This is a genomic window from Staphylococcus delphini, assembly GCF_900636325.1.
In the GTDB taxonomy this organism is placed as follows: domain Bacteria; phylum Bacillota; class Bacilli; order Staphylococcales; family Staphylococcaceae; genus Staphylococcus; species Staphylococcus delphini.
The window spans coordinates 2434749-2460780 of sequence record NZ_LR134263.1; the positions used below are offsets into that span (position 1 = coordinate 2434749).

Here is a 26032-nt window from a genome sequence, read left to right on the forward strand (position 1 = left end):
CCTGTCAATAAATATTTAAATTTTTTATTTCGCATTATTTTTACACATCTTTTTATTTATACTATATACTTATTTGTACAATTTCAAAAAATAATCATCATTCGAAAGCCGCTGTAAAGCCGACAAAGTAGTCGCATAGAATAGGCTGTACCACTGTGTTTACAAAGCATTGGCATTTTTAGCAGCGGTATCATTGCTTCATTTGTACAGGTGACACTTGCCTATTTTTTTATGATTATCCTCAAATCGTATACGAGATAGCTTTAGCCAATTATCTACAACAAAATTTAACATCATTTACACTCACTTTACTGAAAATGCGTTGAATCAGCATACCACTAAGACTCCAATGATCAGTACCGTCTTCGTTATTGTGCAAATGCATAAAATTTTAACTAGTACCAATTTGCTCGTTTGCTCAAAATTTTATTCAAACCCACAATAAATTACCTTTTAGATTTAAGATATTTTTTACTATCCTCTCAACGAAACACAAACCATTACACTCGGATTTCCTCATCTATACAATCTTTCTAAACCCTTTAGTTATCTATATTTTAAACCTATCTTGCTATTCAAAGAAAGTCCCCTTACACATATCTAAATATTTTTTCATCTGCTAAGTCGTTACCAATTTGAATTCATTTTAACCTCAAAATTGAACTTCCCTTTATCATATGACCAGCTTAAATATTATTGAATCAGCCATTTCTAGTTATATGTAAAAACTGTAAATTCATCAAATGCATAATAAATTATGATAAAATAAATAAGCAACTTTTAATTAATAAAGGTGTTTTTATTGGTGGAAAAGTTGTTAGGAATCCCAATGCAAATATTTTAGAACCAAGTTAAACACAACATTAAATTCTTTTTTGCTTTTTTTGCGTTATTCTAGTTATTTAATTGCAAATTACGGATCAATGACCATATATGACACCTTATCGTGCTCACTTCGAATATTGATTATGATCATTATAATGTTGTAAAACGTTGAAGTGTCTTATTTTACAAATGCAGGCCCATTAGATATAATATATTAAATAATTCCGTTCGAATTAAATATATTAAGATTTATACTAGTGCATTTTAGTGGTGTTGTATACACTTCATTTGCTATAATATAAGGTGTTAACGGGATTTTATTGAGATGTAATATATCAAGTATTATATTTCAAAACACGTTTAAGGGTAATATATATGGGAGGTTATGAGTATGGCTGTTACAAGAGTCAAAGATTGTTTTGAGTTATTATCTATGGTGACATACGCTGATAGATTAAAAAGTGTGATTAAAAAGGAATTTAAAATTAGTTTTGAAGAGTTCGCAGTTTTAACACACTTAAGCTATAGAATTGAAGAGGAATATTATTTAAAAGATATTATTAACAACTTAAACTATAAGCAACCACAAGTTGTGAAAGCTGTTAAAAACTTATCTCAAGAAGGATATTTCGATAAACGCCGTAATGAAAACGATGAACGTACGGTACTGATTTTAATTAACGATCAGCAACGTGAAAAAATCAACGCTTTATTAGACCGCGTTAATGAAACAATCAAATCTACAGATATTCGACCACAGTAATTTTGGGACAAAGCATGAATCATGAAGCGTATGGGGCTTATTGAGCATACGTGCAAGTGTAAAGTAAAACCACTCGTTGTTTTTTGTACGACTACAACGAGTGGTTTTACTTTCTTATTCTGTTTAATCCATACTAAAATCCCCTTTCCAAGTGACATTTCTTAATGAAACACGCTTCGAAAGGGGATTTTATATTGCTTGGATGCTATTTATGTCCGTTTACTCGCTGACAATTCAATTGTGTAGAAAATAATCAACACTAAAATCATCACCCAAATCGCAATGGAAATGAGCTGAGCCGCCTGATCATCAGCAATAATCACATCAATGGTCTTTTGGAGTAATAATAAGCCAATTCCCGTGTATTCTAAATACTTTTTATACAATCCAAAGCTCGTTACAATCACGCCAATCACTGCCATCGCAATATGTGCATAATGCGTCACAACATGAATACCTAAGTTCAAATCAAACGCATTCATTAAAATGAGGATGAGGGCGAAAACGGCTAAAGCCCCGCCTGCATAACTCTCTATTTTATTGCGATACAGATAATTTTTGTGCATGATTCGCGTATATATCATGATCGATATCGGCAACATGACAAGCATATATATGAGAGATAAACCTGTCGCAGCACCGAATGGCACCAGTTGCTTGTCATAGAGCGATGAAATTAAGATAAAGTTGATGATAAAAAATACGACTGGATTGAACTGTAATATAAATAAGTTTTTTTGTATCGTTAATATAATTTCAGCCGGAGATTTTTGACGATATTCGATATAGTCTTTATCTTCCGCTTCTGATTTTTGAATATCTTTTCTCAAATTTTCTTTAACGTCGTCGATTAAACTTGGAGATACACCTTTGTGCGTAAAGTAATCTTCTACATTCTCCAGTAAAGTCCGATCATTAGGTCTCATAAAATCCTCCGTCTCATTTGATAGCACCATTATATCAGAAGTGAGACGTGGCGTGTAGACGCTTCCGTTTGTTCAGTCGCGTCGCACATTACTCAACATCAATGCGATAAAGCTTCAATGTTTGATCTTTTGGTGTAGAAGTCGCAAATTGGTATGCCACTTCGCCATCTGAAATATAACCGCTACCACCTGTGACATGGTTATGATGTTCACGTTTAGTCGCACGTGCACTCACTTGATCCTTCACCTCTTGATACTTCGGACCGTTCAGTTTATTGTAAATCATACTCACACGTGTTACCTTCGCATGACGACCCGCGCCACTCGCAGTCACAATCATTACACCGTCTTTTGTATGAAATTCATAATAATGGTGATGACCATATGCTTCTTTCGTATGAATCCCATGGCCTTTGTCTCGGAACACGTCACTCATCCGTTCACCAATTGTCACACCTTCTACTGTGCGATCGCCGTGTTGTAATGATTTCACTGATTCTAATGTATTCCCTGACATCGCATCTGCTGTACCTGCATAAATACCCGAAAATGTAAGTCCTGTTATTAACATTGCACTGACTAGCTTTTTCATAGGGCACACGCTCCTCTTTTGTCTCTCTTTTTTGTGCTCATTATCATCATACCCTAAATCGCAATAAAATAACAGTTATATTACAAAACGGTTACAAGTCCATATTATGCGTCGTTCTTTGCATGAAATTTTTTACTGTTTTGAGGAATTTTTCCTTTTCTTCTACAAATGGATATACGCCTGACTTTTTAAATAATTCGTACGTCGCATTTGGCATCAACTCGGCAATATTTTCAGATTCGCTCGGCGCAATACGTTCATTCGCCACACCTGCAATCACGAGTGTACGCACTTGCACTTCAGACAATGGTTCACTGAGTTCAAAATCTGTAAATGATTGGTCCACTGCATTTTTCTCATAATCTGTTAATAAAGCTGCTGAGTCATTGACACTTTTAAGAAACTTGCGCACTTTTCCTTTAGCATAGTATAAATGCTTTTCTAAAAACTTATCTTGTTCTGAATCGCTCCAAGTTCGAATCGTTTCAGCGTATTTACGGAACAAGCGCTCATGTGGTAAGCCTTCTCCAGAGACGGTCGGATTAATTAAAATAAGTTCTGACACTTTCTTTGGATCACGTTGAACGAGGTCTAATGCAACCGCACTTCCCATTTCAATCACGATAAACGTCGCACATTCGATGTATAAAAACTCCATCAATTCTTTTAAATCTTGGCTATAATCATGAAAATCAATTGCTAACGGTTTGTCAGAGTAACCGTGCCCTCTCAAGTCGACTAAAATCACTTGAAAATAACGTGACAAACGTTTCGCAATATCTTCAAATACTGTATGGTTCATATACACCGAATGTACCATCACAATCGGATAACCTTTCCCCATTGAGCGATAATTCAGTGCTGTCCCATCTGATGATCTAAATAAATGCATTACTTTTCAGCCTCCCGTTCGATGTTTAAAATATCTAATAATTCTTCTAGTGTTGTAATTTCAAAATCCATTTCTGATTCTAAAGGAATAATCTCATCTTTCCTTTCACCATGACGATACCAGACGCTGACCATACCCATTGCTCGAGCAGGCGCGACGTCATTCAACGCATCATCGCCGACATACACCACCTCTTCTGGTGCGACGTCTAATTTCTCAATAATTTCTTCATAAATACGTGGATGCGGTTTTCGAAAGCCCACCATTTCAGAAGTCGTCAAATGCGTCACGTACGATTCGATACCTAGCGCATAAACACGATATCGCTTAATTTTAGATTTCCCATTGGCGATCACACCGATTTTATAATTGGCTTCCTTCAGTTTGCGTAAAGTATATGTCGTATCATGAAACGGGAAAACATACCGATAAAAATGCATTTCAAAGTCGTAAAATAAATCTTTCCATGTTAAACGATCAATATTAAATTGCTTGATGATGCCTTTATATAAATCTGGTTTGTCATGATCTTCATCGTCGTCCAGTTCGATAAATTTTTTGCGAAAGTCTGAGGCTTGTACACGTACTAAATAATCATGAAAACGTTCGTATTGCTCTTCAATAAATTTTTCACGTGATTTTTGTCGATCTAACAACGTTCCCTCTAAATCAAATATAATTGCTTTAATGTTTGTTAAGTCCATGGTATACCTCATTACTTATTCTTTAAAATTCATATAATACTATATTAGTCAATTGCTTAAGGTCGTTCAACTATCATGAGATAAAACATCAGTGGAATGCCTAAAATTGCTAAAACGACACTTGCGGGCAGTTGAATCGGGTCAAGCAGTTGCGCACCTAAAACATCTGCTAGCACCATCGCTGTCCCGCCGATTAAAACATTTAAAACCATTTTAAAAGGTAATGTCCCTCGGCTCAAACGATGCACAAATTGCGGAATGACCATGCCGATAAAGCCAATCACACCTACAAAGCCGATAATGACTGTCGATATCATGGTCGCTAATATTAATACAGTCACCGATAAGCGCTCGACATGAAGCCCTAATGCAGCACTCGAGAGCGTGTTCATTTGCAGTAATTTAATTTTTGGAACTAACATGATAAGGAGCAATGTGATAATGATAAAGACGCTCATCACCACGACCGCTTCCCGATATTCCGCAGCCCCAAACCCACCGAACATATACGCCACAATATTTTGGAGTCTTTGCGGATGGAATTGGACGAGTAAAAACAGCACTGCATTCAACAACGAACCGATGAGTATCCCAGCTAGAATGAGCGCGCGCGTTGGATAGCCTCTCGAAATAGTATAAGCGACAGTCATCACCACGACTAATGAGAGCATGCCCAACACCATCGCTAAAGGCGCAATCCATACAAAAGGTAAGCCGAGTAATACAGCAAGTGCCGCCCCCACTGTTGCACCGTTTGCCAGTCCAAGTGTGAAGCTATCTGCAAGTGGGTTGTTCAAGATAATTTGAAACATTTGCCCTGCTATAGTGAGCCCCATGCCTGCAAACAAGGCGAGCAATGTTCTAGGAAGACGCACCTCCATAATCAGTGTCGCTGTTAAAGGCGTGTGCCATTCTAATCGACTGAATAAACTGTATGCACAAACAACCATTAAAAGAAGGCTCCATGCACTGATGCTCATGAAGCCCTTCATTACGTTATTTTTCATACACAGCATCTCTCAACATTTTCATCGCATCATCTAAACGCGGTCCGGGTCGTGATAACATGTCATCATTTAAAGCGACAACACGGTCATCTTTCACTGCTTGAACTTTGTCGAAACCGCCCCGTTGTTCTACAGCCTTACGATAATCATCTGTCGAGACACCCGAAGTCGCGATCATCACATCTGGATTTTTCTTAATGATTTGTTCTTTAGACACTTTCGGCCAACCTTCCGTATCATCAAACACATTGTGAGCATGGAGTTGCTTTAACATGTCATTCATAAATGTCCCTTTACCCGCTGTATATATTTCTGGTTCGGATGCAATTTCAATAAACACGTGAGGTGCTTTTTTGTGCTTCGGAATCGTCTCGATCACCTGTTGAATGTTATGTTTCGTTTCTTTCACTAATTTTTCTGCTTGTTGTTCAGTTCCTGTGAGCTTTCCAATTTGATTAAACGTTTCATACATTTCATTAATCGAGTGCGCATCTTTGACGTAAGCAACATGAATGCCACTTTCTTCTAAACTATCCAACACTTTACCTTGAGATGCTTTTTGTGATTCATGCGCTAAAATCAAATCCGGTTGCGCTTTAATCAAAGCTTCCTTATTAAGTTGCATTGCGTCAAATTGTTGCTTCTCTTTCACTGCTTTCGGATAATCATCTACCGTAGAAACACCTACCACCTTATCACCTAGTCCGAGTTCATATAAAATCTCTGTATTACTTGGCATTAACGAAATGATACGTTCCGGACCTTTATCTGAAGATTTGCCTGTCTCCTTCGACTGATTTGTATTGAAGTTACAACCCGCGAGCATGAAGACAACCATGACAATCACAGGTGCGAACCATTTTAATTTCATCCTTCCACTCCCATTTTTCATCTTATTTTTGTTTATCTTATCATTTTTCATTGATTTTTGGCGTCTTAAATTAATTTTTTGTACAAATTTTTGAAAACCACCTTAATAGACATTTTCATCGACTGTATCATGAGCCTGAACTTAAATAGAGAGCCATGATAGCCATTAAAAACAGAAATCATTACCGGCAAGTTTAACAAAAATATTGCATCGTTAACATCAAAAAACTCTTTGTTCCATTCCTTTTGAAAGCGATATCAACAGAAATTTATATTTAATAAGCTATCTAATAAAATACGGTAAAAAACTGTATTGACAGTGTTTGTGCATCGGAATATAATTAATTGAAAATGATTATCAATTGAGAGAGACCGTTTATCATTATATACGATTTTCAGAACATGCTTCTTCATATATCAAGGGCTTCGTTGTAGAGGGTGAGATACATACAACGTTTTATAATGGCAAATAATTTCGACAATTGATAGGACTCTATTATAGCTATGAGGTGGAAAAGATGAAAAAGTTGACTACGGTATTATTAGCATCATCACTGCTGTTCGCTGCATGTGGCAATCAAGATAATAGTGACAAATCAATGGAACAATCATCTAAAGACAATACAGAAAATAAAGCAGCGTTAGAAAAATCAACACAAGAATATAAAAAATTTACAGATAAAGAGTTAGACCAATTCCTCACTGGGACGGAATCATTTGTTGAAGCGATTAAAAACGATGATATGGAAAAAGCGAAATCATTGTATGCGAAAGTTCGTATGCATTATGAACGTTCTGAGCCTGTCGCTGAATCATTTGGCGATTTAGACCCTAAAATTGATGCGCGTTTAGCTGACTTAAAAGAAGAGAAAAAGGAAAACGAATGGACGGGCTATCATAAAATCGAAAAAGCGTTATATGAAGATCAAATGATTACCGACACAACGAAAAAAGATGCCGATCAATTGTTAAAAGACGCGAAAGAATTACGTGCTAAAGCCGACACATTGGAAATTACACCAAAATTAATGCTTCAAGGTTCTGTTGATTTATTGAATGAAATTTCAACTTCTAAAATTACGGGTGAAGAGGAAATTTATTCTCACACAGATTTATATGACTTCAAAGCGAACATTGAAGGTGCCGAAAAAATTTATGAACTCTTTAAGCCTACTTTAGATAAAAAAGATAAAGCTTTAAGCGAAAAAATTAAAGCAAAATTTGATAAAGTGAACGGCTTATTGGATCAATATAAAAAAGGCGACGGTTATATTTTATATACTGAATTAACAGACGCTCAGAAAAAAGAACTTTCAAACGCAGTCAATGAGCTTGGTGAACCGTTGAGCCAAATGGCAGTGGTTACAGAATGACACAACAACACAACCATAACGAAACGACTTATTCAAGACGTTCATTCCTTAAAATGTTAGGGATTGGCGGTGCGGGCGTTGCGATTGGTGCGAGTGGTGTGGGCAGCCTTTTTTCATTTAAATCGATGTTTGACACACCTGAAGAGGAAGCCGATCAAGCGTACCAATTTTACGGTAAAGTCCAGCCAGGCATTACGACGCCGACACAAAAAAACATTAATTTAGCGGTATTAGACTTAAAAAGTAAAGATAAATCTGCAATTCAACAAATGTTTAAAACTTGGACTGAGCGCACAGTCAAAATGATGCACGGGGATGCGATTGGAAAAACGACGAGCAACACGCTCCTCCCCCCTGTTGATACGGGTGAAGCGATGGGTCTCGATGCGAACAAATTGACGATTACTTTTGGGGTGAGTAAATCCTTTTTACAAAAATTAGGGCTGAACAACAAAGTACCCCGTTCATTTAAAGATTTACCGCACTTTCCAAATGATCAGTTAGATAAAGACATTACAGGTGGCGATATTTTCATTCAAGCTTGTGCGGATGACCCACAAGTCGCTTTCCATGCCATTCATAACTTAATCCGTCCGTATCTTGATGTCGTTCAAGTGAAATGGTCAGAAACAGGCTTTATTTCAAGTAAAGGGAAAGAAACGCCGCGTAATTTAATGGCTTTTAAAGACGGCACACAAAATCCGCGTGATACGAAAGCTTACAAAAACTATGTGTTTATCGATGACGGTTGGGCGACGTACGGCACATATTGTGTACTTAGAAAAATTCAAATTCATATTGAAACTTGGGATCGTACTGCTTTAGAAGAACAAGAAGCGACTTTCGGACGTCATCGTGCTTCAGGTGCCCCTTTAGGTAAAAAAGATGAATTTGATGAGATGGATTTAACCGCGAAAGATGCACAAGGTGAGTATGTCATTCCGAAAGATGCGCATGCACGTTTAGCCAAAGAAGCGAATACTGAAATTTTGCGTCGTTCGTACAATTATATGCGTGGTACGAACGATAAAACCGGAAACTATGATGCAGGGCTACTGTTTATTTCATTCCAGAAGCATCCACAACAGTTTATTGATATTCAAAACAGTTTAGGCGCCGTAGATAAATTAAATGAATATATTACACATAAAGGGTCTGGCTTGTTTTTAATTCTCCCAGGCGTTAAAAAGGGAGGTTACTTAGGTGAATCGCTATTTAGTTAAATGCTTCATCATAGCTGTATTGTTGATTAGCATCGTTCGACTACCTGATGTCGATGCGGCGGAAACGAACTTTAGTGATGTGTATGTCGCGATTTCAGATGCCAAATCAACATTACAAGATAAAAACACATCAAATGAGGATAAAAAACAAAGTATTGACCAAGTGGACAAGCAAGTGACTGCATTGCACATTGACGATTCTAAAGAAGGCCAAGATGTGCAATCCGCTTTGAAAGCACTGAATCCAAAGGGCTCGACTGAACAACAAACGACCCAGCTTTCAGAATTAACCAAGTCACTCATTGCTTATGAGAATACAGTCAACAAATCAGATGATACAGAAGAAATTAACACGTTACAGTCATTAATCGATCAACAACAGGCACCGATTAAAAAAGCGATTCAAGCGAACGATCAAGACAAATTAAAACAACTTAATAGTGAATTAAATTCCATTTGGACGAAACACGAATCTGTCATTAGAAATAAAAGTGTCGATCAATATGGACAAATTGAAGTTTATTTAATGCAGTTAAGGGTTGCGATTGAAAAAGAACCGTTGAATACGCAAAAGGTTGAATCCAGTTGGCAATCTTTTAAGTCAGCTATCGATCAAGCAGATGACGCGACAACAACGAAAAATAAAGGGAAACACCATGCGACAGACTTGAATACGCATCTCGATAAAGCGATTCAAGCGATTGATAAAGGCGATTTAGCTCAAGCCGACCAATCTCTCAGTCAATTTATTAAAGTCTGGCCATATGTCGAAGGTGAAATTCAAACGAAAAATATCAGTCTTTATAACAAAATCGAAAATCGCATCCCCTATTATCAAAGTATATTAGATGATCATAACAAAGAAGATGTGAAAAAATCATTGACTGAAATCAACCAAGATATTGCAGAAACTGTCGGTCAACAAGGCTATACTGCATGGGATGTCATGCTGATCTTTTTACGTGAGGGCTTAGAAGTGTTACTCATCGTGATGACATTAACAACGATGACACGTCAAATGAAAGACAGAAAAGGTACAGCAAGTGTGCTCAGTGGTGCCGTAGCTGGTTTAATTATCAGTCTGTTGCTCGCATTCTTGTTCATCCGTTTACTAGGTGATAGTGGCGTACTTCGCGAAGGTATGGAAGCGACGTTAGGCTTAGTGGCTGTATTCTTAATGTACATCGTAGGGATTTGGATGCACCAACGCTCCAATGCGAAACGTTGGGACGCGATGATGCAGTCGATGTATGACAACGCAATCCAAAACCGTAACCTCCTCTTGCTCGGTGTTATCGGATTGATTACCGTATTGAGAGAAGGCGTCGAAGTAATCGTCTTTTACATGGGGATGGTCGGCAACATTACCGCCGTACAGTTTATCCTCGGTATTGTGTATGCATTGGTCGTTTTAATGATTTTTGCATTCTTATATCGCTTTATCGTGAAACTCATTCCGATTTATTACATTTTCAAATTTTTATCGCTTATACTCTTTGTGATGGCGTTCAAAATGCTTGGTATGAGCATTCAAAAATTACAATTGTTAAATATTATACCAAGACACGGTTTAGAACATGTGCCGACACTCAGTTGGATTGGTTTTTATCCAACCGTTGAGACGATCGTCGCACAAGCTGTTTTCATTATTTTCGTCGTCCTCATTTATATAATGAAAAGTAAGCAAAAGTAGTCGTTATTGGTTAAGAGGCTAAGGATGGGACATAAAATTTTTTGATGCTATTGATGTAATATTTTCGTCGAACTTGCCCTCCCTATGATATGTAGTTTTAGATTGCCCTCATGGCTTCGCGTTCCAGGGGCTGAGGGGAGGTTGTGACAAAAGCGCTTAGGATTTGAGCAGAACCGAGCGATGAGCAAAATTGATTTCCAAATTTTGCCGAAATCGCGGGAGTTCTGTCGAAAATCCTGCTTTTGGAACACCGTTTATTAATTCCCAGCGCACCCATTCATTGTGGATTTTGGGAGCAGTACAGAAATCTCATATGCAACAAAGATTTCGTCGTACTGCCCCCGCAAGGCTGACTAGACTTCTGGGCACTCTTACATCAAAAGTAATGACTTAGGGCAAGTTTTTGAAATGAAGAAAATCAATAGCATCATTTTTTATATCTCATTCACACTCATTTTTCAACTACTTTAAAGTCATTAATGAATCAGAAATCTATGAATGGATTGAGGCTTGAAATTTTCTATGTTCAGCCTCTTTAATGCAAATGTTGAATGCGTTGAGAAAATTGATGATGGTTCGTTTATCGCACATCTATTGCTTTAAAATGGATTCATATGATGACTTGTATCGCTAAAGGTGATTAGAAAAATTTTAAGAGAAGAGGGATTTTTATGCTAGAAGGTACGTTTGTTTTAGGTATGGCAAGTCCAACAGGTCTCATTATCATTAGTGTTATTGCGCTCATTTTGTTTGGACCGAAAAAGTTACCTCAATTTGGTCGTGCAATCGGTTCAACGTTACGCGAATTTAAATCTGCCACAGAACATATTACAGAAGATAACGAATCATTAGACACACCCAGTACAAAATCTACGAAACAAGAACACAAATGAGTTATCGTTACTCAATCATTTTAACGAACTGAGAGCACGGTTAATCAAAATAGGTATGACGTTTGGCCTCGTACTCATCGTAGTCTACATTTCATCACATTGGTGGATTCAGCCATTCATTCACGCTATAGCTCAAAATGGCGTCCAGTTGCATGCCTTTAGTTTTACCGAAATGATACAGATTTACATTATGATTATCTTATTTTGTACATTATGTATCGTTTCTCCCGTGCTTTTTTATCAATTGTGGGCATTTATCGCGCCAGGTTTAAAAGACATTGAGCGCCAATTCGTTTATAAATATAGCCTCATTTCCGTGATGTTGTTTCTGACGGGTATCGTACTGGCTTACTGGCTCATTTTTCCACTTATCATTCAGTATTCATTCAATTTGTCACAATTAATGTCAATTGATCCGGTGATTGGATTTAAACAATATTTAACAGAACTATTGCGATGGTCACTCTTCTTTGGCGTTATTTTCCAATTGCCCATTTTGTTTATTGGTTTAGCCAAATTCGAGCTGATTGATGCGACTATGTTACGCCCTTATCGCAAGTATGTGTATTTTGGATGTTTCGTATTGGCCAGCTTGATTGCACCGCCTGACGTGATGTTAAATATTTTATTGTCCTTCCCTTTGATACTATTGTTCGAACTGAGTATGTTCATCATTCGATTTACGAAGCCTTATCGCTAATCATTATAGACGACAATGCCAATGCAATTTTAAATGGCTTCAATGCTTTAACCCGTTAATTGAGTATGATTTTTAACATTATTTTTAGGTAGTCTGATGAAGGGTTGCTGTGGTTATCATATGGGGAAAGCTTCTTGAGGAATAGCTGCTACAAGTTTGATGATAATAATACGGAAAGTGCTTTATTTTTTAATCATATCTAAAAAGCCCTGACTAAATGTTTTTTACATCTCATCAGAACTTTTAACAAAGAGGGACTGGGAGATTATGTTTTCCAGTCTCTGTTTTTATTTATGGATGAATATCCACTAATGATGATTAAATCGTCGAAAAATAAGGAGGAATTGGACATAAAAATGAATACTATTGTGTGTCTTCATTCATAGAAACTTGCCCTGAGTGACTGTATTTGATAAAAAGATTGCCCAGAAGGCTGAGACTCCTGAGGGATCAGCTGGTCCGGAAAATCCAATTTGGCTTCCATTAAGTGTGTTCTTCAATTAAGCCAAATTGAGTTGTAGGATCAGCCCCTAGGAACGCGAAGCCTTCTGGGCAATCAAAACAATAAATCATAGGGAGGGCAAGTTTAACAAAAAAGCATCAATGGCATCAAAATTTTCTATGTACCATCCCCCCTTAATTTAAAATTTCAATAATGTTTTTTAATATTATTAAGCCAACAATCAATACAATGATACTGGAACACTTATTTAAAATCACAATATACTTACCTGTTTTATCCACTTTTCCTGTTAGTTTTCCGAGTATCGCTAAAAATACAAACCAAATCCACGAGACAGAAATGGTCGCTATAGAAAAAATAATTTTGTTGTACCCCGCATATACCGCAGCACTTGTTCCAATGACACCTACAGTATCCATTATCGCATGCGGATTCAACAAAGAAACAGATAAAGCAAACAGCACTTGTTTTCTAGGACGCATCGGCTCTATTTCTTCAATATTCGAAGGCTTTTCTTTCCACAAAGACCATGCCATATACATTAAAAATAAAAAACCAATCATATAAATGACAAGCTGCAAAGTTGGCATAGATATCAGGATTAAAGAAACACCTAAAATAGCAATTACAATTAAAAAAGTGTCACATAATCCAGCCGTTATAATGACTGGTAAAGCTTTACTTATTTTCCCATGATTGGCACCTTGGTTAAATACAAACACATTTTGAGCACCTAATGGTAAAATCAAGCCTAATGCTAATAAAATTCCATGTATTAAAGCTTGCAACATAGATTAACTCTCTTTTCTTTCGTTATTTGGCGTACATATATCTTTAACCACACTATAAAACCCAGGTAAAGTAGTTTTAAAAAAACCTGTACAATGATGAGCATTTCTATATGAATCATCTCTCATTAAAATTTCATGTGCTTTTCTTAAGTTATAATGTGGTATAGCTGGGAACAGGTGATGAACTAAATGATAATTATCATGATGTGGGTGAAAAATAAAAATAGTCCATGGCATACCAAATGTATTCCTACTAGCCGTAAGCTCACTACCATTATTTAAGCCCGAATGCTCTGCCATTTCTGCCCAATACCTTATTATCTGAAAAGTTGTTAAAGTTGGGACTATCCAATATAAAATGATATACCACCAAAAATTAAAAATAATTGATAATGTAATTATAGCAACCCAAAATACATGTCAATAGCGGTTTGAAAATGTTGTTTTATGGCGGTTTGAAAATGTCGTTTTTTGGCGGTTTAAGAATGACGTATGTTTAAACTTTTTTCACTTTTATAGTCTTTAAGTCGGTATGAATCGCCTGTAATTTTAAATATTTTTGAATGGTGAATAAGTCTATCAATAATGGCTGCTGACGCTATCTTGTTACTAAATGAGTCGCCCCAACTAGAAAAAGGGATATTCGTCGTTATGATCGTGGATTTCATTTCATATCTTAGTGACATCAATTGATAGAAGAGGTCTGCCTGTTCTTTTGAAATGGGTGTATAGCCTATCTCATCAATAATAAGTAGTTCAATTCTGTTTAATTGTTTTAAAGTTTTATTGATGATTCCTTTCTCCTCTGAAGTGGTTAAGAGTTCAATTAATTCTTTAAAAGTATAGAATCGAGTTTTGATATTTTGTTTACAAGCTTCTACGCCTAGCGATATTGCTAGATGTGTCTTACCGACACCACTATTACCTAAGAAGCATATATTGATACTCTTCTCTAGAAAATGCATGGATTTTAATGTGAGTATTTCTTGTTTATTAATGCTTGGCTGAAACGTGAAATCAAAGTCATTTAAATATTTAACCTTAGGGAAACGTGCTAACTTAATAGCACGTTTAAATTTTTGTTCAGCTTGATATTCTACTTCCTTTTCTGTCAACTCAAGTAAAATTTCAGTTAAAGATTTTTGATTCTTGGATAGTGATTCTAAATACTTCGGATAATAGTCTTTAATCATTTTTAGATTGAGCTGTTGAAAGTTTTCTAATAGCTTTTGATGGTCTGTATACATATCTGTTTCTCCTATACCTCGTCATATTTTAATAATGAATCTTCGATATACGTAAGAATTTCTTGATCGTCTTTGTGCTTGAATGCGTCAGACTTCAATATCTCACACATATCTTTGGTAACATAATTGAATTTCTTTTCCGATAAATGATGGGTTCTAATTAACTCGGCATCAAAGTAGATGGATAATTTGTCAGTCAATTCATTAAAGATTAATTCAACCTCCTCACCAATAAACTTTGTAGGTACTGAATATTTACCTTTTCTAAAATTAACCATCGACTCTTTAGAAACAATTCGAATGCATTCATCTTCGACATAGGTGTTTAGTAACTGCACATTAAACGGGTTCAATAGATGTTTTTCTTCAGAATTGAATAAATCAATTGGATAGCAGTCAGTTGCTTGCGATATTTCGTTATGGTTCATTTCATGACAAAAGTGATTGACAAGACTGATAAGTTCAACAGCGTCATAAAATTCGTAATCGTAGGGCCTTAAACGTTGTTCCACAAATTTAGCTAAAGATTCCACAGAGCCCTTGGTTTGCGGCCTATAAGGCCTACACGCGATGGGTTCAAAGTTTGCATCTTTACTAAATTGATGAAAAAGGGTGTTAAATACCACTTTTCTATATTGTGTTCTAGGACGATCAACGACCGTTTTCATATTATCGAACCATATTTCCTTAGGAACACCTCCAGTGTACTCAAAAGATTCTTTCAAACATTGAAATAATGTATCTTGTTTTCTATCCCAAGTTAATGTGATATACTTCATTTTTGAATAGTGTAGAACGTAAAGAAAGATATTAAATTGATAACGTTTCCCAAATTTATCATGCATGACCATATCTTCTTTCCAGTCTACTTGAGCAGCTATACCGGGGCGTGTTTCTACCCGTATAGTTGCTTTTTTAATTTCCTTTCCTTTTTTATTCTTACAATATTCTCTAAGAATCGTATATTTGCCTTCATATCCTTTTTTAGTAATATATTTATAAATCGCCATAGCCGTACAACCTAGCTCTAATTTTTCGTCTATGAGCGTTTTATAGGGTTCTAATTTTGATACTCTCTTTGTCGTTTTCCTTGTTTTTAATTTTTTCAACTCATTGCCTTTCCCAGCTTCATAATATTTTTTTACTGTCCTTGGATCACAATGATATTGTCTAGCCAGTTCAGCGTAATTTGGTTTTATGCCTTTCATAATGTAAAATGACACTCCTTCGTATATATCATGTCTCAATCAAACAACCTCCATTCAAAGATTGAGTTAAGACATGATTATATATTTTAGAAAATAAAAAATGTAGGAAAAACAGCATTTTCATTCCGCCATTTTCCTACATTTTATAACCGCCATTTACAATACATTCCTAACCCAAAGTTCTGACTTTGGAACCTCTTTAGTATATAAATTAGCTGATATAGTCCCCATTATGTATTTAGGCACATGAAATAATAAAAGCACCCTTCACTATATGGTTCTTTACAAATGCTTTTGTACTTTTCTGTGGCTTGTCTAAACCAACTAATCTATATCTTTGAGTATCGGGGTCATTTTCTTCATCCCATAAATTTCTATGGTGTTTAAAATGTGAATTACAATATGCTGTATAACTCGTAAATATTGGAAAAGCAACAAAAAAACAAGCTACCCACTTATTCATAAATCTATTTGTGAATAATGATCTATGACAGGCCTCGTGCATTAAATTATCAAAAGCTCTCATTCTACTACCAATCAATACAATAGCTAAAATATAAACAAAAATATTATTAAAATATATAGAAGCTAAAGCACTCCCCAATATTATAATCCAATCGAATAATAATGCTATGATGTTTATATAATTATTTTTCTTTATCAATGGTTTCAATTCATTTCTTATTTCTTTTGAAAATACTGCTTTTTCTAAACGATGTGTCATTAATATCCCTTCCCCTTAAGTCTATATTATCAAAATTCAGAATTTTTAGCAACTTAAAATTATTGCTTGGTTTAGATGTACAAAATTAAAGAAAATTATACATGAGTATATAAACAACCATTTTCCCAGCTATTCCTAATTTTCTATGATCATAGGTTTTGAACTTCAATATCACCATAAGCACCCATATAAATCTTTTTTCTATCTCCTCTTATTTCAAATAGCAAAGTGATAAGTATCATTTCTTTTTACTGTTGACTAAAATCGTAAAAAAGCGGGCAACTTCAGCACTTGACGAACTGAAATTGCCCTTTTCATTTACATTTGTTCTGGTGCAGTGACACCAACCAATTGTAATGCATTGCGTAATGTAATACGTACAGCATCAATTAATGCCAAATGTGCTTGTGTTTTCGCTTGATCTTCTGTTAATACTTTTTCTGCATTGTAAAACTTGTGGAAGTGTGCGGCTAAGTCTTGAATATAATTCGTCACACGATGCGGTGCTCTGGCTTCTGCTGCACCTTCAATCATCGGTTCGAATTCCGCGACTTTCTTCAACAATTCAATGGCTTTATCGTTAGTAATCGTTTGATAATCGGCCCCTTTTTCGACTTGGTACCCTTGTGCTTCTGCTTGACGTAAAATCGAACAAATACGCGCATGTGCATATTGTGCATAGTAAACCGGGTTGTCTTGAGACTGCTCTTTCGCAAGCGCCATATCAAAATCGAAATGTGTATCCGCACTACGCATCGTCAAGAAGTAACGCGCCGCATCGATACCGACTTCATCCATAATTTCTCTTAATGTAATCGCGTTACCTGTACGTTTACTCATCTTCACTTCTTCGCCATCTTGCATTAAACGCACCATTTGCATAATTTGAATTTCTAGACGGTCGCTATCCACACCGAACGTTTCGAGTGACGCTTTCAGACGGTTAATATAGCCGTGGTGATCCGCACCGAATAAGTTGATCAATTTGTCGTTGCCACGTTGGAATTTATCATAGTGGTACGCAATATCTGGTAAAAAGTATGTGTATGTACCATCTTTTTTAATTAACACACGGTCTTTGTCATCTTTGAAATCAGTCGTACGTAACCACGTCGCGCCGTCTTGATCATACGTGTAACCATTGTCTTTCATGCGTTCTAAAACTGCTTTAATTTCGCCTTTTTCGTATAAAGATGTTTCACTAAACCAATGATCGAAATGAATGTTGAAATCAGCGAGGTCTTGTTTTAATTTCGCCATCTCATAATCTACACCGAGTTGTCTAAATGTTTTTAGACGTTCGTCATCCGATAAATCCATTAAGTTCGGTTGTTTTTCAGCTAAATCCGCACCGATATTTTTAATGTCTTGACCGTGATACCCGTCTGCCGGCATTTCCGCTTCTTGACCTAAATGTTGTAAGTAACGGGCTTCGATGGATTTCGCTAAGTTCGTAATTTGGTTCCCTGCATCGTTAATGTAATATTCTCTTGTCACGTCATAACCCGCTGCATCTAAAATATTGCATAACGTGTCCCCTACTGCGGCGTTACGGGCATGTCCGATATGTAAGTCGCCAGTCGGGTTCGCTGAGACGTATTCCACTAATATTTTTTCATTTTTCGATTCTGCTACACGGCCAAATTGCGTATCTTGCTCTAAAGCTTGATCGATCACCGCATTCAAATAACTTGAATCAAGGTAAAAATTAATAAACCCTGGTCCCGCAATATCAATCTTTTTAACATGTGCCGCTTCAGTATCTAAATGGTCCACAATCAATTGCGCGATTTCTCTTGGGTTACGTTTCGCGAGTTTCGTCAACACCATCGCAATGTTAGTCGCATAGTCTCCATTTTTCGTGTCTTTTGGAATTTCGATTTTGATTTCAGGAATCGACTCAACTATATTCGCTTGTTGAATACTTTTTTCGATTTCTTGAATCAATGTCTGTTTCACTTGATCAATAATATTCATCTTATATCTCCTTATATTTCATTTCGTATTGATAGGTGCCCATTTTTTCATCACCTTGGAATAATGCATAATGCACTTTTAACTTACCGCCATCCGGTGTCACAAAATGAAGGATGCTCATCGTATGCACCGTCAACACCATTTTTCCATGAGGCAATTCGTAAAAAGTAGTCGTATCTTGCCCTTCGATAAAATGCATGTTCATATTGATATCGCCTTTACGCATCAACTTGACACTCTCATCTGTCAGTTTAATCGTTACATTGACAGTGGCATCTTCAATTTGTTCTTGGTAACGAATCCAATCCTCACCTTTTTTCAACCATTGGCCCGTTGTTTGATGTGAAAAATGCTCTTTTTCCGCATCTCTTTTCACAATTTGATGGACATCAATTTTGATGTTATGCTCCATGGTCATATTCACCTTACTTCATCAAATAATACTTGCCATTATATCACATCTCACATGTGTTGAACGTATAAAATTTCACATTTGTCGCGCGATTTGAGTCAACATCATGGCCAAAATGCACAAGGTGACTCCCTTCTAAAGTCACTTCGCATAAGTTGTTTAGAAATCAAGTCACCTTTGGCCGGCATGACGCAAACTACAATGAAGTCTCACCTTATTTCGTATCTTCAAACGCTTGGTGTAACGTTTCTGATGCATTCGCCCACATGTCAGGATTGTGCGTTTTAAGAAAATCTGCTAATATTTGACGATTTTCTGCACCAATATGATCCACAATGACTTTATGTTTCATCGATTTATCCATCATATTGACATGTTCTGGCATACTTTTATAGCCACGACGAATCGTTTTATTCACTAATAAATACGCCGCAGTTACCCCCGCATAGTAAGGACCTTGTTCACCGCGCTCTGTTGTCACCCAACATAGCCAGTACGCTTTTGCCCCTTCGACATCGACAGTCTCTTTATCAGTAATCCATTTCACACCACGTTCTACTGCTGCACGTGCATGCATGGCACCAATGTCGATAAAGGCTTCTTGCGTTTCGATATCGATAAAAACGGGCGCAATATTATCGAGACTGATCGAACCAATATTTGTCCCTTTATGCCCATCGAGTGGATCGTTCTTGATAATATTAAAGTTAAACCCTTTTTTCTCAGCCATCTCATTGTACCTCCAAATCTTTTCATACTTTTTAAAATGTATCGTTCAAGTTGTGCATGTATTAAACACTTAAACGGTTAATTCAGCTCATTTAATAAGTTAATGATTTTCCCTTTAAGCTCTGGATCTTCAATTTTCATAATCAGTTCTTTCGGGTAATACAGTTTATAATCTTCACGTTTAATCCCCGTAATACTTGAAATGATTAACGATTGGCTACTAATTTCACGAATCCCGCCATTATTTTGTAGTAAGTGGATGGGTTGACGATTGGAACCTGGACGATCGTAATCATAAGGTAAATCAGAAAACGAATCACTCACAAAATAGTAATCTGGATCAATGCCTGCTTGTTCAAATAAATCACGGAGCTCCGTAATCGTAATAATCGAGCCATCAAACGGTAAAAATTTAAATAAATCGCGATGAATAAAGCGTCGTGCCAAATCACTTAAAATCGGGTCGTCTTCATCAATCCAACGTTTCAAGTAATACGTCACATCCGCTTCATCTAATTGGACGTATTCTTCAACAGTCGCACGATTTTCGAAAAAAGGCACAAAATCACGCGGCGGAATATTAAACTTATAACCTTGCTCGTATAAATATTTCGCACGTTTAAAGCAATGATTCAACACCACTTCACCACCACGGCTCACCGGATGGAAATAAATTTGCCAGTACATTTGATAACGGCTCATAATAAAGTTTTCAACCGCATGCATCCCGCTCTCTTTAATCAACACTTCATCTGCTGAAGGGCGCATCAATCGCAATATCCGTTCCATATCAAACGTACCATAAGACACCCCTGTAAAATAAGCATCTCGTTGTAAATAATCCATACGGTCCGCATCAATTTGTGACGAAATCATCGACACGACCAATGCATTGTGATGCGTTTTATTGATCACTTCTGCCACTTCAGCCGGAAATGTTTCACTCACACGGCGCAATACCGCATTCACTTCCGTATCGCCCATAATAATCGCTTGTGTATAGGCTTCGTGATCGGTATTAAAAATCTTTTCGAAACTATGCGAAAACGGGCCATGACCTAAATCATGCAACAACGCCGCGCACATCGCGAGTGGACGATCGGCATTATTCCACTCTGGGCGATCTTTAAACGTCTCATCAATCATGCGACGGACAATTTCGTACACACCGAGGGAATGACCAAAACGACTATGTTCAGCAGTGTGAAAAGCTAAATTCAATGTCCCAAGCTGTTTAATCCGACGCAACCGTTGAAATTCTTTTGTTTTGATTAAATCCCAAATCAGCTGATCTTGAACGTGAATATAGCGATGAATGGGATCTTTGAACACTTTCTCTTCTGATAACTTACGTGTAACATAAGCTGTTTCTGTCAATCAAAACCCTCCTTGTTCGCATTTAGTTTAATGGCTTTTTCATGAGTGCGAGATTCATCGTTTCACCGTACATCACATGTTCATATGTACGAATGATTTCAAAGCCTTCTTGTTCATAAAATGCGACACCTTTTTCATTTTTCGTATCGACTTCTAAATAGACCGCATCATATTGACCTTCATAATGCGCGAGGCCTTGTTCTAAAAGTAAACGGCCGTATCCTTTATTTTGAGAATGTGGGCGTACGTAATGCGCAGACAAATACAGTTCACTACCTTGAATAAAATTCGCAAAACCGACCACTTCTTGATCTTCAATCGCAACCATAAATAATTGTTCTTCTAATCGTTTACGTAAATGCTCTTCGTTATATGAAGCTGCGAGGAGTTCATTCACAGTTGAAGCTGCATAAATATTTAAGTACGTATTGTACCACGCTTTCGTCGCAACATCGCGGATACCTATTACATCATCGGGTGTAGCAATTCTTACTTCATACATTCCACATTTCGCTCCTTATTGCTTGCTAGAATACTTTTTATTATATCATAAATTAAGGGCGAGCCCGCGTGGAAAAGGCTTTATGATTGTACTTGTTTTCGTTGCAGCAACTTGGTTTTTTTAACATGTGCGTTGACTAACGATTGCCCTTACGGACTCGCTTTCCCAGGGCTGAACCTACAACTAACCAACGCTTTGATATTACGGTGACACTGGTTGAAGCGTTGGTGGATTTTCCGGTTCAGCTGATCCCTCGGGAGTCTCGTCCGTCTTGGCAATCTTACGTCAACAACATTTGTCTGTGCGTGCAAGTTTCTGTGGTTAGAAATGGTCGGGTCAACATGCTTCATTCCGTTCACACGGGTCCTTTCGATGCAAGTTCTACTTATTTCGTCAACACTCATAAATTAGAGCGCAAGTTGTTGCAATGAAGTGAGTCGATGATGACAAAAGTTTTATCTCCCTTAAACTGTGATTTGTTTTTAAATTGGCGTCTCTCTCGTCGTTATAAAGGAGGGGTTCAATCATGACTAGATGATGCGTGCTGAAAAAGCAAATAGCTACTGCGTTAAATAGCAATCATTTTTAAATTTAAGAAGTGGCTTCTCCTCTTTCGCACTGTCATTAGCAAGTTCCGTCCACCGTTTAATTTTCCGTTAACCTCATTAAATTCACAGTTATGATAGTAATATAAGGGACGTTAGTACAGATGATACAACGGTACGCGCGCTTTTGTTAAAGTATCTGCGCACACAAAAAAGAGACGGTTACACTTGGGGTCAGTGTCGTCTCTTTGTATAGGCATATATTGAATAAGAAAAATGACTTACGCTTTACGGTTCGCCAATTTTTCTTTTAATTTACGGTCTTGTTCTTCTTTGCGACGTTTACGTTCTTCATTACGTTTTCTCAAACGCTCTTCTTCTTCAGGATCGCGTGGTTTTTGAAGCTGCTTCTGAACTTTTTCCATTAATTCTTCTTCAGTCGTTGCAGCAAGTGGACGGTTATTAACAAACGCAAATGTTTTACGTCGACCTGGTCCACAATATGATTGACAACCCACTTCAATCTCAGCGTCTGGGTCAAGCTTTTTCAGTTTTTGCGTCAACGTTTTAAGATTTACTGCTTGGCAATCATCGCAAACCAAAAATTTATTTTTCACCTCGACGTCCCACCTCTCAATTTTTTAACTCTATTCATTTTACTCTTTTTTCTCAATTTTTCAAGGTAGAAATACTTAAATAGCACTACGATGTGTTAAAATACATACCCGCTGTTCCGACAACCCCATTAGTCAATTGCCACAAATTGATGCTTTAAGCAGTTTACACTTGCCACACATCGATGTTCAGTACGTTATCATTCATCTGTCATTGGGCGCTTTTTAAAATAAAGCCATAGAAAAAACGCTATTGAACTAATAATACATACTTTTTATGATTATGATGATTGATAAAATAATCAAATAAAGGTGTGATCATATGAAAAGATTACAATTGTTACTTCTATTGTCTTTAGCATGCTTTATCATTTTTCCTATCGATAACGCTTACGCCCAAGAAGCATCTCCAGATACAGCTACAGAGCCTCATCAAGAAGTTGTTCCAGATACAGTTAAGGACACGCACAGTAAATATACGGCAAAATATGTTTCAGGTATCAGTCACACTTGTACAGCTATTCTGATTTCATCAACTGCCGCAGTCACCGCAAAACATTGTGGTGGCACTAAATACTTAAAAGGTGCCGGTACAATATATCCTGGCGCATCAGGTCCAAATACGCCTTTCGGTTATATGAATATTAGAGAATACTTCCCACATCCAAAGTACGATATAGCAGTAATTAGAGGGCTTTTAAGAGATCAAAGTAAAGCCTACCAATATTATATTAGACCATTTAGTACGAAAGTTACTGGTTATACAGATGAAGACTTTAATAAGTTCGTTAACTCTGATGTCTATTCATACGGATACCCATACAAAGGAGGAGTCTTTATGCAATATCGCAGTGATGGCAAAATCACTCATTATAGTCAATACCTTCCTCAACTTGATACAAATATGCCTGCCTATCAAGGACAATCAGGGTCTGGCGTATTTACAAAAGATAGCAAGTTTCTTGGAATTATTGTTTCATCAACAAATAAAGATGAAGCAAATGTCCTTCCTTTTAATAAAGAAATTGCAGACTGGATTAACGCACACGCAAATTAAGATTTTAATGTAATCATTCATGTGCTATTATCCGTTGTCATTTTTAGGATAAACGTGATGATTATTTCATAAATTTTAAAGTTATTGTGAATTAAGTTAAAGGAGTGATTATATGCAAAAATTACGCTTTCTATTATTAGTGTCTCTACTCTGTTTTATCATTTTCCCTATTGATACTGCTGATGCGAAAAAAGGCACACAAGAAGTTGTCCCAGATACAGTTAAAGACCCTCACAGTAAATATACGGCTAAATACGAATCTGCGGACCACTCACATTGTACGGCCATACTCATTTCCTCAACTGTCGCATTAACGGCGAAACATTGCGGCGGGGATCACCCTACGACACATAACGGCAGAATTTATCCGGGAGCATCAGGATTAAGTACCCCTTTTGGTTATATGGATATTAGTACCTATATTCCAAATACGAACTATGATATTGCGATATTGAAAGGAACTGAAGCAGACCAAAGTAGAGACTATCATTACTATATTAAACCATTCAAGACACCCGTTACTGCTTTCAGTGATCAAGACTTATACGGTATTATGGGGCTTGACGTATACGCGTATGGTTACCCGTACAAGTTTAGTGGTTATAAGCAATATCGCAGTGATGGTAGCATTGATTATTACTATCAAAAAGCCACTTTCGTTCATACATCATTGCCTACGTATGAAGGACAATCAGGATCTGGTGTCTTCTTAAAAGATGGTGGATTTGTCGGTATCCTTATCACAAGAACAGAAAATTTTGAAGGCAATTTCCTCCCGTTTACGCAAGGAATCGCGGACTGGGTTAACGAACACGCAAATTAGAACCTTATTGTTTCACTTATTCGCCAAAAAAGAGGCTGGCGCTTAATTTCCAGCCTCTCTCTTATATTACGACTTACTATAAAATGAGCAAATGTTCTAAGCCAATTTTCTTACACATTGAGTGCTTTCAATTTCTTTTTGAATTTATGATAAACAACCAAAAACGGTATCAAGAAAATCAAATAAGTAAAATTGCCGACAAGGCGCATTATCGCAAAGGGCAGTTCAAATAAGTACGCAAACCAAAACTCAGCACCTTCCTTCTCCCATAGTCCCGGAGTTAAGAAAATATCACTTGCGAAAGGACTTTTAGTTAAATTAGAAATGAATAATGCGAAAAATACTAAAAGCAACCCATTCAAAAATTTCAGCCAACGTTTATAATAATTGCTTAAAGACTCACGATCAGAAAACAGCACTTCTGTCTCATCCCCTGCTTTCATCCAATATTGATTCGTACAACCAAATCGATAGCCGTATACGTGCTGCCAACCAAATGATTCATATAGAGCAAGATAATCATCCATTTTTTGGCGGCTATAAATTTCTTGATAATCTAAGCGTACGATATGAGGTTCAGTCGCTTTTTCGAAATAATAAGTACCTAAGCTCGACACTCTAACTAAACGATAACCTTGTTGAAGTTGATGATTCAACCACTGTTCTTCTTTGAGAGGATCAAAAAAGCATCTCCATTTTTTATAACGCATTCCCATTTGACGTCCCTCCTTGTTGATAAAGTAACACTAAATGTTCCAAGCGTTCTGTTTCAAGTTTCAAAATTTCTTCGCCTCGTGCTGTGATTTGGTACACTTTGCGTCGTTCTTTCGGATCACTAATCATTTGAATATAGCCATGTTTACTTAAATTTTCTAATGCCCCGTACAATGTGCCAGCAGCGATTTGTACTTGACCTAAGCTTAACTCTTGGACATAAGTCATCACACTATAGCCATGTAACGGTTGCCGTAATGCTAATAAAATGTAATGCATTGTTTCTGATAACGGGACAAGTTGAGGTCTTTTTTTCATTTATTTTCACCACACACTATATAGTCTAACTGTATAGTTGCATTGTACAGTTGAACTATATAGTAGTCAA

At 36.8% G+C, this 26032-nt stretch carries 25 protein-coding genes and 2 pseudogenes; 8 read left to right on the forward strand and 19 right to left on the reverse strand.

Going from position 1 to position 26032, the window contains the following annotated elements:
* The first annotated feature begins 1216 nt into the window (after positions 1 to 1216).
* Positions 1217 to 1588 carry a global transcriptional regulator SarA gene (sarA, locus tag EL101_RS11465; RefSeq protein WP_014614657.1) on the forward strand — a complete coding sequence of 124 codons (372 nt, stop codon included), beginning with the start codon at positions 1217 to 1219 and terminating at the stop codon, positions 1586 to 1588.
* A gap of 209 nt (positions 1589 to 1797) precedes the next feature.
* Here sarA and EL101_RS11470 read toward each other — a convergent pair whose 3' ends face one another.
* The 6 genes from EL101_RS11470 to EL101_RS11495 all read right to left on the reverse strand — a co-directional run bounded on the left by EL101_RS11470 (position 1798) and on the right by EL101_RS11495 (position 6580).
* Complete coding sequence (locus EL101_RS11470; RefSeq protein ID WP_096596565.1) at positions 1798 to 2514, reverse strand: hypothetical protein; 717 nt, start codon at positions 2512 to 2514, stop codon at positions 1798 to 1800.
* 88 nt (positions 2515 to 2602) lie between these two features.
* Positions 2603 to 3106 (reverse strand): SA0570 family protein, encoded by a 504-nt coding sequence (locus tag EL101_RS11475; protein WP_096555168.1) that lies wholly within the window; start codon positions 3104 to 3106, stop codon positions 2603 to 2605.
* A 91-nt stretch (positions 3107 to 3197) separates the two neighbouring features.
* Positions 3198 to 3998: an alpha/beta fold hydrolase gene (locus EL101_RS11480; protein WP_096596564.1), complete on the reverse strand. Its 801-nt coding sequence runs from the start codon at positions 3996 to 3998 to the stop codon at positions 3198 to 3200.
* The gene (locus EL101_RS11485; protein ID WP_096596563.1) at positions 3998 to 4702 is read right to left on the reverse strand and encodes an HAD family hydrolase; all 705 of its coding nucleotides are present in this window, start codon (positions 4700 to 4702) and stop codon (positions 3998 to 4000) included. The genes EL101_RS11480 and EL101_RS11485 overlap by 1 nt, the downstream gene beginning before the upstream one ends.
* Positions 4703 to 4758: 56 nt before the next feature.
* A complete protein-coding gene (locus tag EL101_RS11490; protein ID WP_096596562.1) occupies positions 4759 to 5709 on the reverse strand; it encodes a FecCD family ABC transporter permease in 951 nt (316 codons plus the stop codon).
* On the reverse strand, positions 5699 to 6580 hold the full coding sequence (locus EL101_RS11495) for an ABC transporter substrate-binding protein (RefSeq protein ID WP_096596561.1): 882 nt from the start codon (positions 6578 to 6580) through the stop codon (positions 5699 to 5701). Before EL101_RS11495 ends, EL101_RS11490 begins: the two co-directional genes overlap by 11 nt.
* Positions 6581 to 7097: 517 nt before the next feature.
* Here EL101_RS11495 and efeO point away from each other — a divergent pair.
* From efeO to tatC, 5 genes are all read left to right on the forward strand, one after another.
* Positions 7098 to 7952: an iron uptake system protein EfeO gene (gene efeO, locus EL101_RS11500; RefSeq protein ID WP_096596560.1), complete on the forward strand. Its 855-nt coding sequence runs from the start codon at positions 7098 to 7100 to the stop codon at positions 7950 to 7952.
* Positions 7949 to 9175, forward strand: a complete 1227-nt coding sequence (gene efeB / locus EL101_RS11505; protein ID WP_096596559.1) for an iron uptake transporter deferrochelatase/peroxidase subunit — start codon at positions 7949 to 7951, stop codon at positions 9173 to 9175. Before efeO ends, efeB begins: the two co-directional genes overlap by 4 nt.
* Complete coding sequence (locus EL101_RS11510) at positions 9156 to 10868, forward strand: FTR1 family protein (protein ID WP_096596558.1); 1713 nt, start codon at positions 9156 to 9158, stop codon at positions 10866 to 10868. Before efeB ends, EL101_RS11510 begins: the two co-directional genes overlap by 20 nt.
* Positions 10869 to 11539: 671 nt before the next feature.
* Entirely contained in the window at positions 11540 to 11761 is a 222-nt protein-coding gene (locus EL101_RS11515; protein ID WP_096596557.1) for a twin-arginine translocase TatA/TatE family subunit, read from the forward strand.
* A 55-nt stretch (positions 11762 to 11816) separates the two neighbouring features.
* A complete protein-coding gene (gene tatC, locus EL101_RS11520; protein WP_240622779.1) occupies positions 11817 to 12461 on the forward strand; it encodes a twin-arginine translocase subunit TatC in 645 nt (214 codons plus the stop codon).
* 636 nt (positions 12462 to 13097) lie between these two features.
* Here tatC and EL101_RS11525 read toward each other — a convergent pair.
* The 11 genes and pseudogenes from EL101_RS11525 to EL101_RS11575 all read right to left on the reverse strand — a co-directional run bounded on the left by EL101_RS11525 (position 13098) and on the right by EL101_RS11575 (position 23053).
* The gene (locus EL101_RS11525) at positions 13098 to 13715 is read right to left on the reverse strand and encodes a LysE/ArgO family amino acid transporter (RefSeq protein WP_096596555.1); all 618 of its coding nucleotides are present in this window, start codon (positions 13713 to 13715) and stop codon (positions 13098 to 13100) included.
* 3 nt (positions 13716 to 13718) lie between these two features.
* A pseudogene (locus EL101_RS11530) lies at positions 13719 to 14135 on the reverse strand (fatty acid desaturase); the annotation flags it as partial.
* Positions 14136 to 14194: 59 nt separating this feature from the next.
* Positions 14195 to 14962 carry an IS21-like element helper ATPase IstB gene (istB, locus tag EL101_RS11535; RefSeq protein ID WP_096596554.1) on the reverse strand — a complete coding sequence of 256 codons (768 nt, stop codon included), beginning with the start codon at positions 14960 to 14962 and terminating at the stop codon, positions 14195 to 14197.
* An 11-nt stretch (positions 14963 to 14973) separates the two neighbouring features.
* A complete protein-coding gene (gene istA / locus EL101_RS11540; protein ID WP_241971460.1) occupies positions 14974 to 16170 on the reverse strand; it encodes an IS21 family transposase in 1197 nt (398 codons plus the stop codon).
* Positions 16171 to 16332: 162 nt separating this feature from the next.
* A pseudogene (locus EL101_RS11545) lies at positions 16333 to 16894 on the reverse strand (fatty acid desaturase); the annotation flags it as partial.
* A 318-nt stretch (positions 16895 to 17212) separates the two neighbouring features.
* A complete protein-coding gene (gene argS, locus EL101_RS11550) occupies positions 17213 to 18871 on the reverse strand; it encodes an arginine--tRNA ligase (protein WP_096597712.1) in 1659 nt (552 codons plus the stop codon).
* Between the two features lies 1 nt (position 18872).
* Complete coding sequence (locus tag EL101_RS11555; protein ID WP_096540336.1) at positions 18873 to 19283, reverse strand: YwiB family protein; 411 nt, start codon at positions 19281 to 19283, stop codon at positions 18873 to 18875.
* A 214-nt stretch (positions 19284 to 19497) separates the two neighbouring features.
* On the reverse strand, positions 19498 to 20013 hold the full coding sequence (locus EL101_RS11560) for a YwhD family protein (RefSeq protein WP_096597714.1): 516 nt from the start codon (positions 20011 to 20013) through the stop codon (positions 19498 to 19500).
* Between the two features lie 77 nt (positions 20014 to 20090).
* The gene (locus EL101_RS11565; RefSeq protein ID WP_096597716.1) at positions 20091 to 21389 is read right to left on the reverse strand and encodes an HD domain-containing protein; all 1299 of its coding nucleotides are present in this window, start codon (positions 21387 to 21389) and stop codon (positions 20091 to 20093) included.
* A gap of 22 nt (positions 21390 to 21411) precedes the next feature.
* A complete protein-coding gene (locus EL101_RS11570) occupies positions 21412 to 21891 on the reverse strand; it encodes a GNAT family N-acetyltransferase (protein WP_096555148.1) in 480 nt (159 codons plus the stop codon).
* Positions 21892 to 22717: 826 nt separating this feature from the next.
* Positions 22718 to 23053: a YuzB family protein gene (locus EL101_RS11575; protein WP_014614671.1), complete on the reverse strand. Its 336-nt coding sequence runs from the start codon at positions 23051 to 23053 to the stop codon at positions 22718 to 22720.
* A gap of 319 nt (positions 23054 to 23372) precedes the next feature.
* Here EL101_RS11575 and EL101_RS11580 point away from each other — a divergent pair, with 319 nt between their 5' ends.
* Both EL101_RS11580 and EL101_RS11585 read left to right on the forward strand, forming a co-directional pair.
* Positions 23373 to 24107, forward strand: a complete 735-nt coding sequence (locus tag EL101_RS11580) for a trypsin-like serine peptidase (RefSeq protein ID WP_096597718.1) — start codon at positions 23373 to 23375, stop codon at positions 24105 to 24107.
* 112 nt (positions 24108 to 24219) lie between these two features.
* A complete protein-coding gene (locus tag EL101_RS11585; RefSeq protein ID WP_096597720.1) occupies positions 24220 to 24930 on the forward strand; it encodes a trypsin-like serine peptidase in 711 nt (236 codons plus the stop codon).
* Positions 24931 to 25040: 110 nt separating this feature from the next.
* Here the strand turns inward: EL101_RS11585 and EL101_RS11590 are convergent, their stop codons facing one another.
* Both EL101_RS11590 and EL101_RS11595 read right to left on the reverse strand, forming a co-directional pair.
* Complete coding sequence (locus EL101_RS11590; RefSeq protein WP_096597722.1) at positions 25041 to 25646, reverse strand: DUF2812 domain-containing protein; 606 nt, start codon at positions 25644 to 25646, stop codon at positions 25041 to 25043.
* Positions 25630 to 25962 (reverse strand): PadR family transcriptional regulator, encoded by a 333-nt coding sequence (locus tag EL101_RS11595; protein ID WP_096597724.1) that lies wholly within the window; start codon positions 25960 to 25962, stop codon positions 25630 to 25632. Before EL101_RS11595 ends, EL101_RS11590 begins: the two co-directional genes overlap by 17 nt.
* Positions 25963 to 26032: the final 70 nt, after the last annotated feature.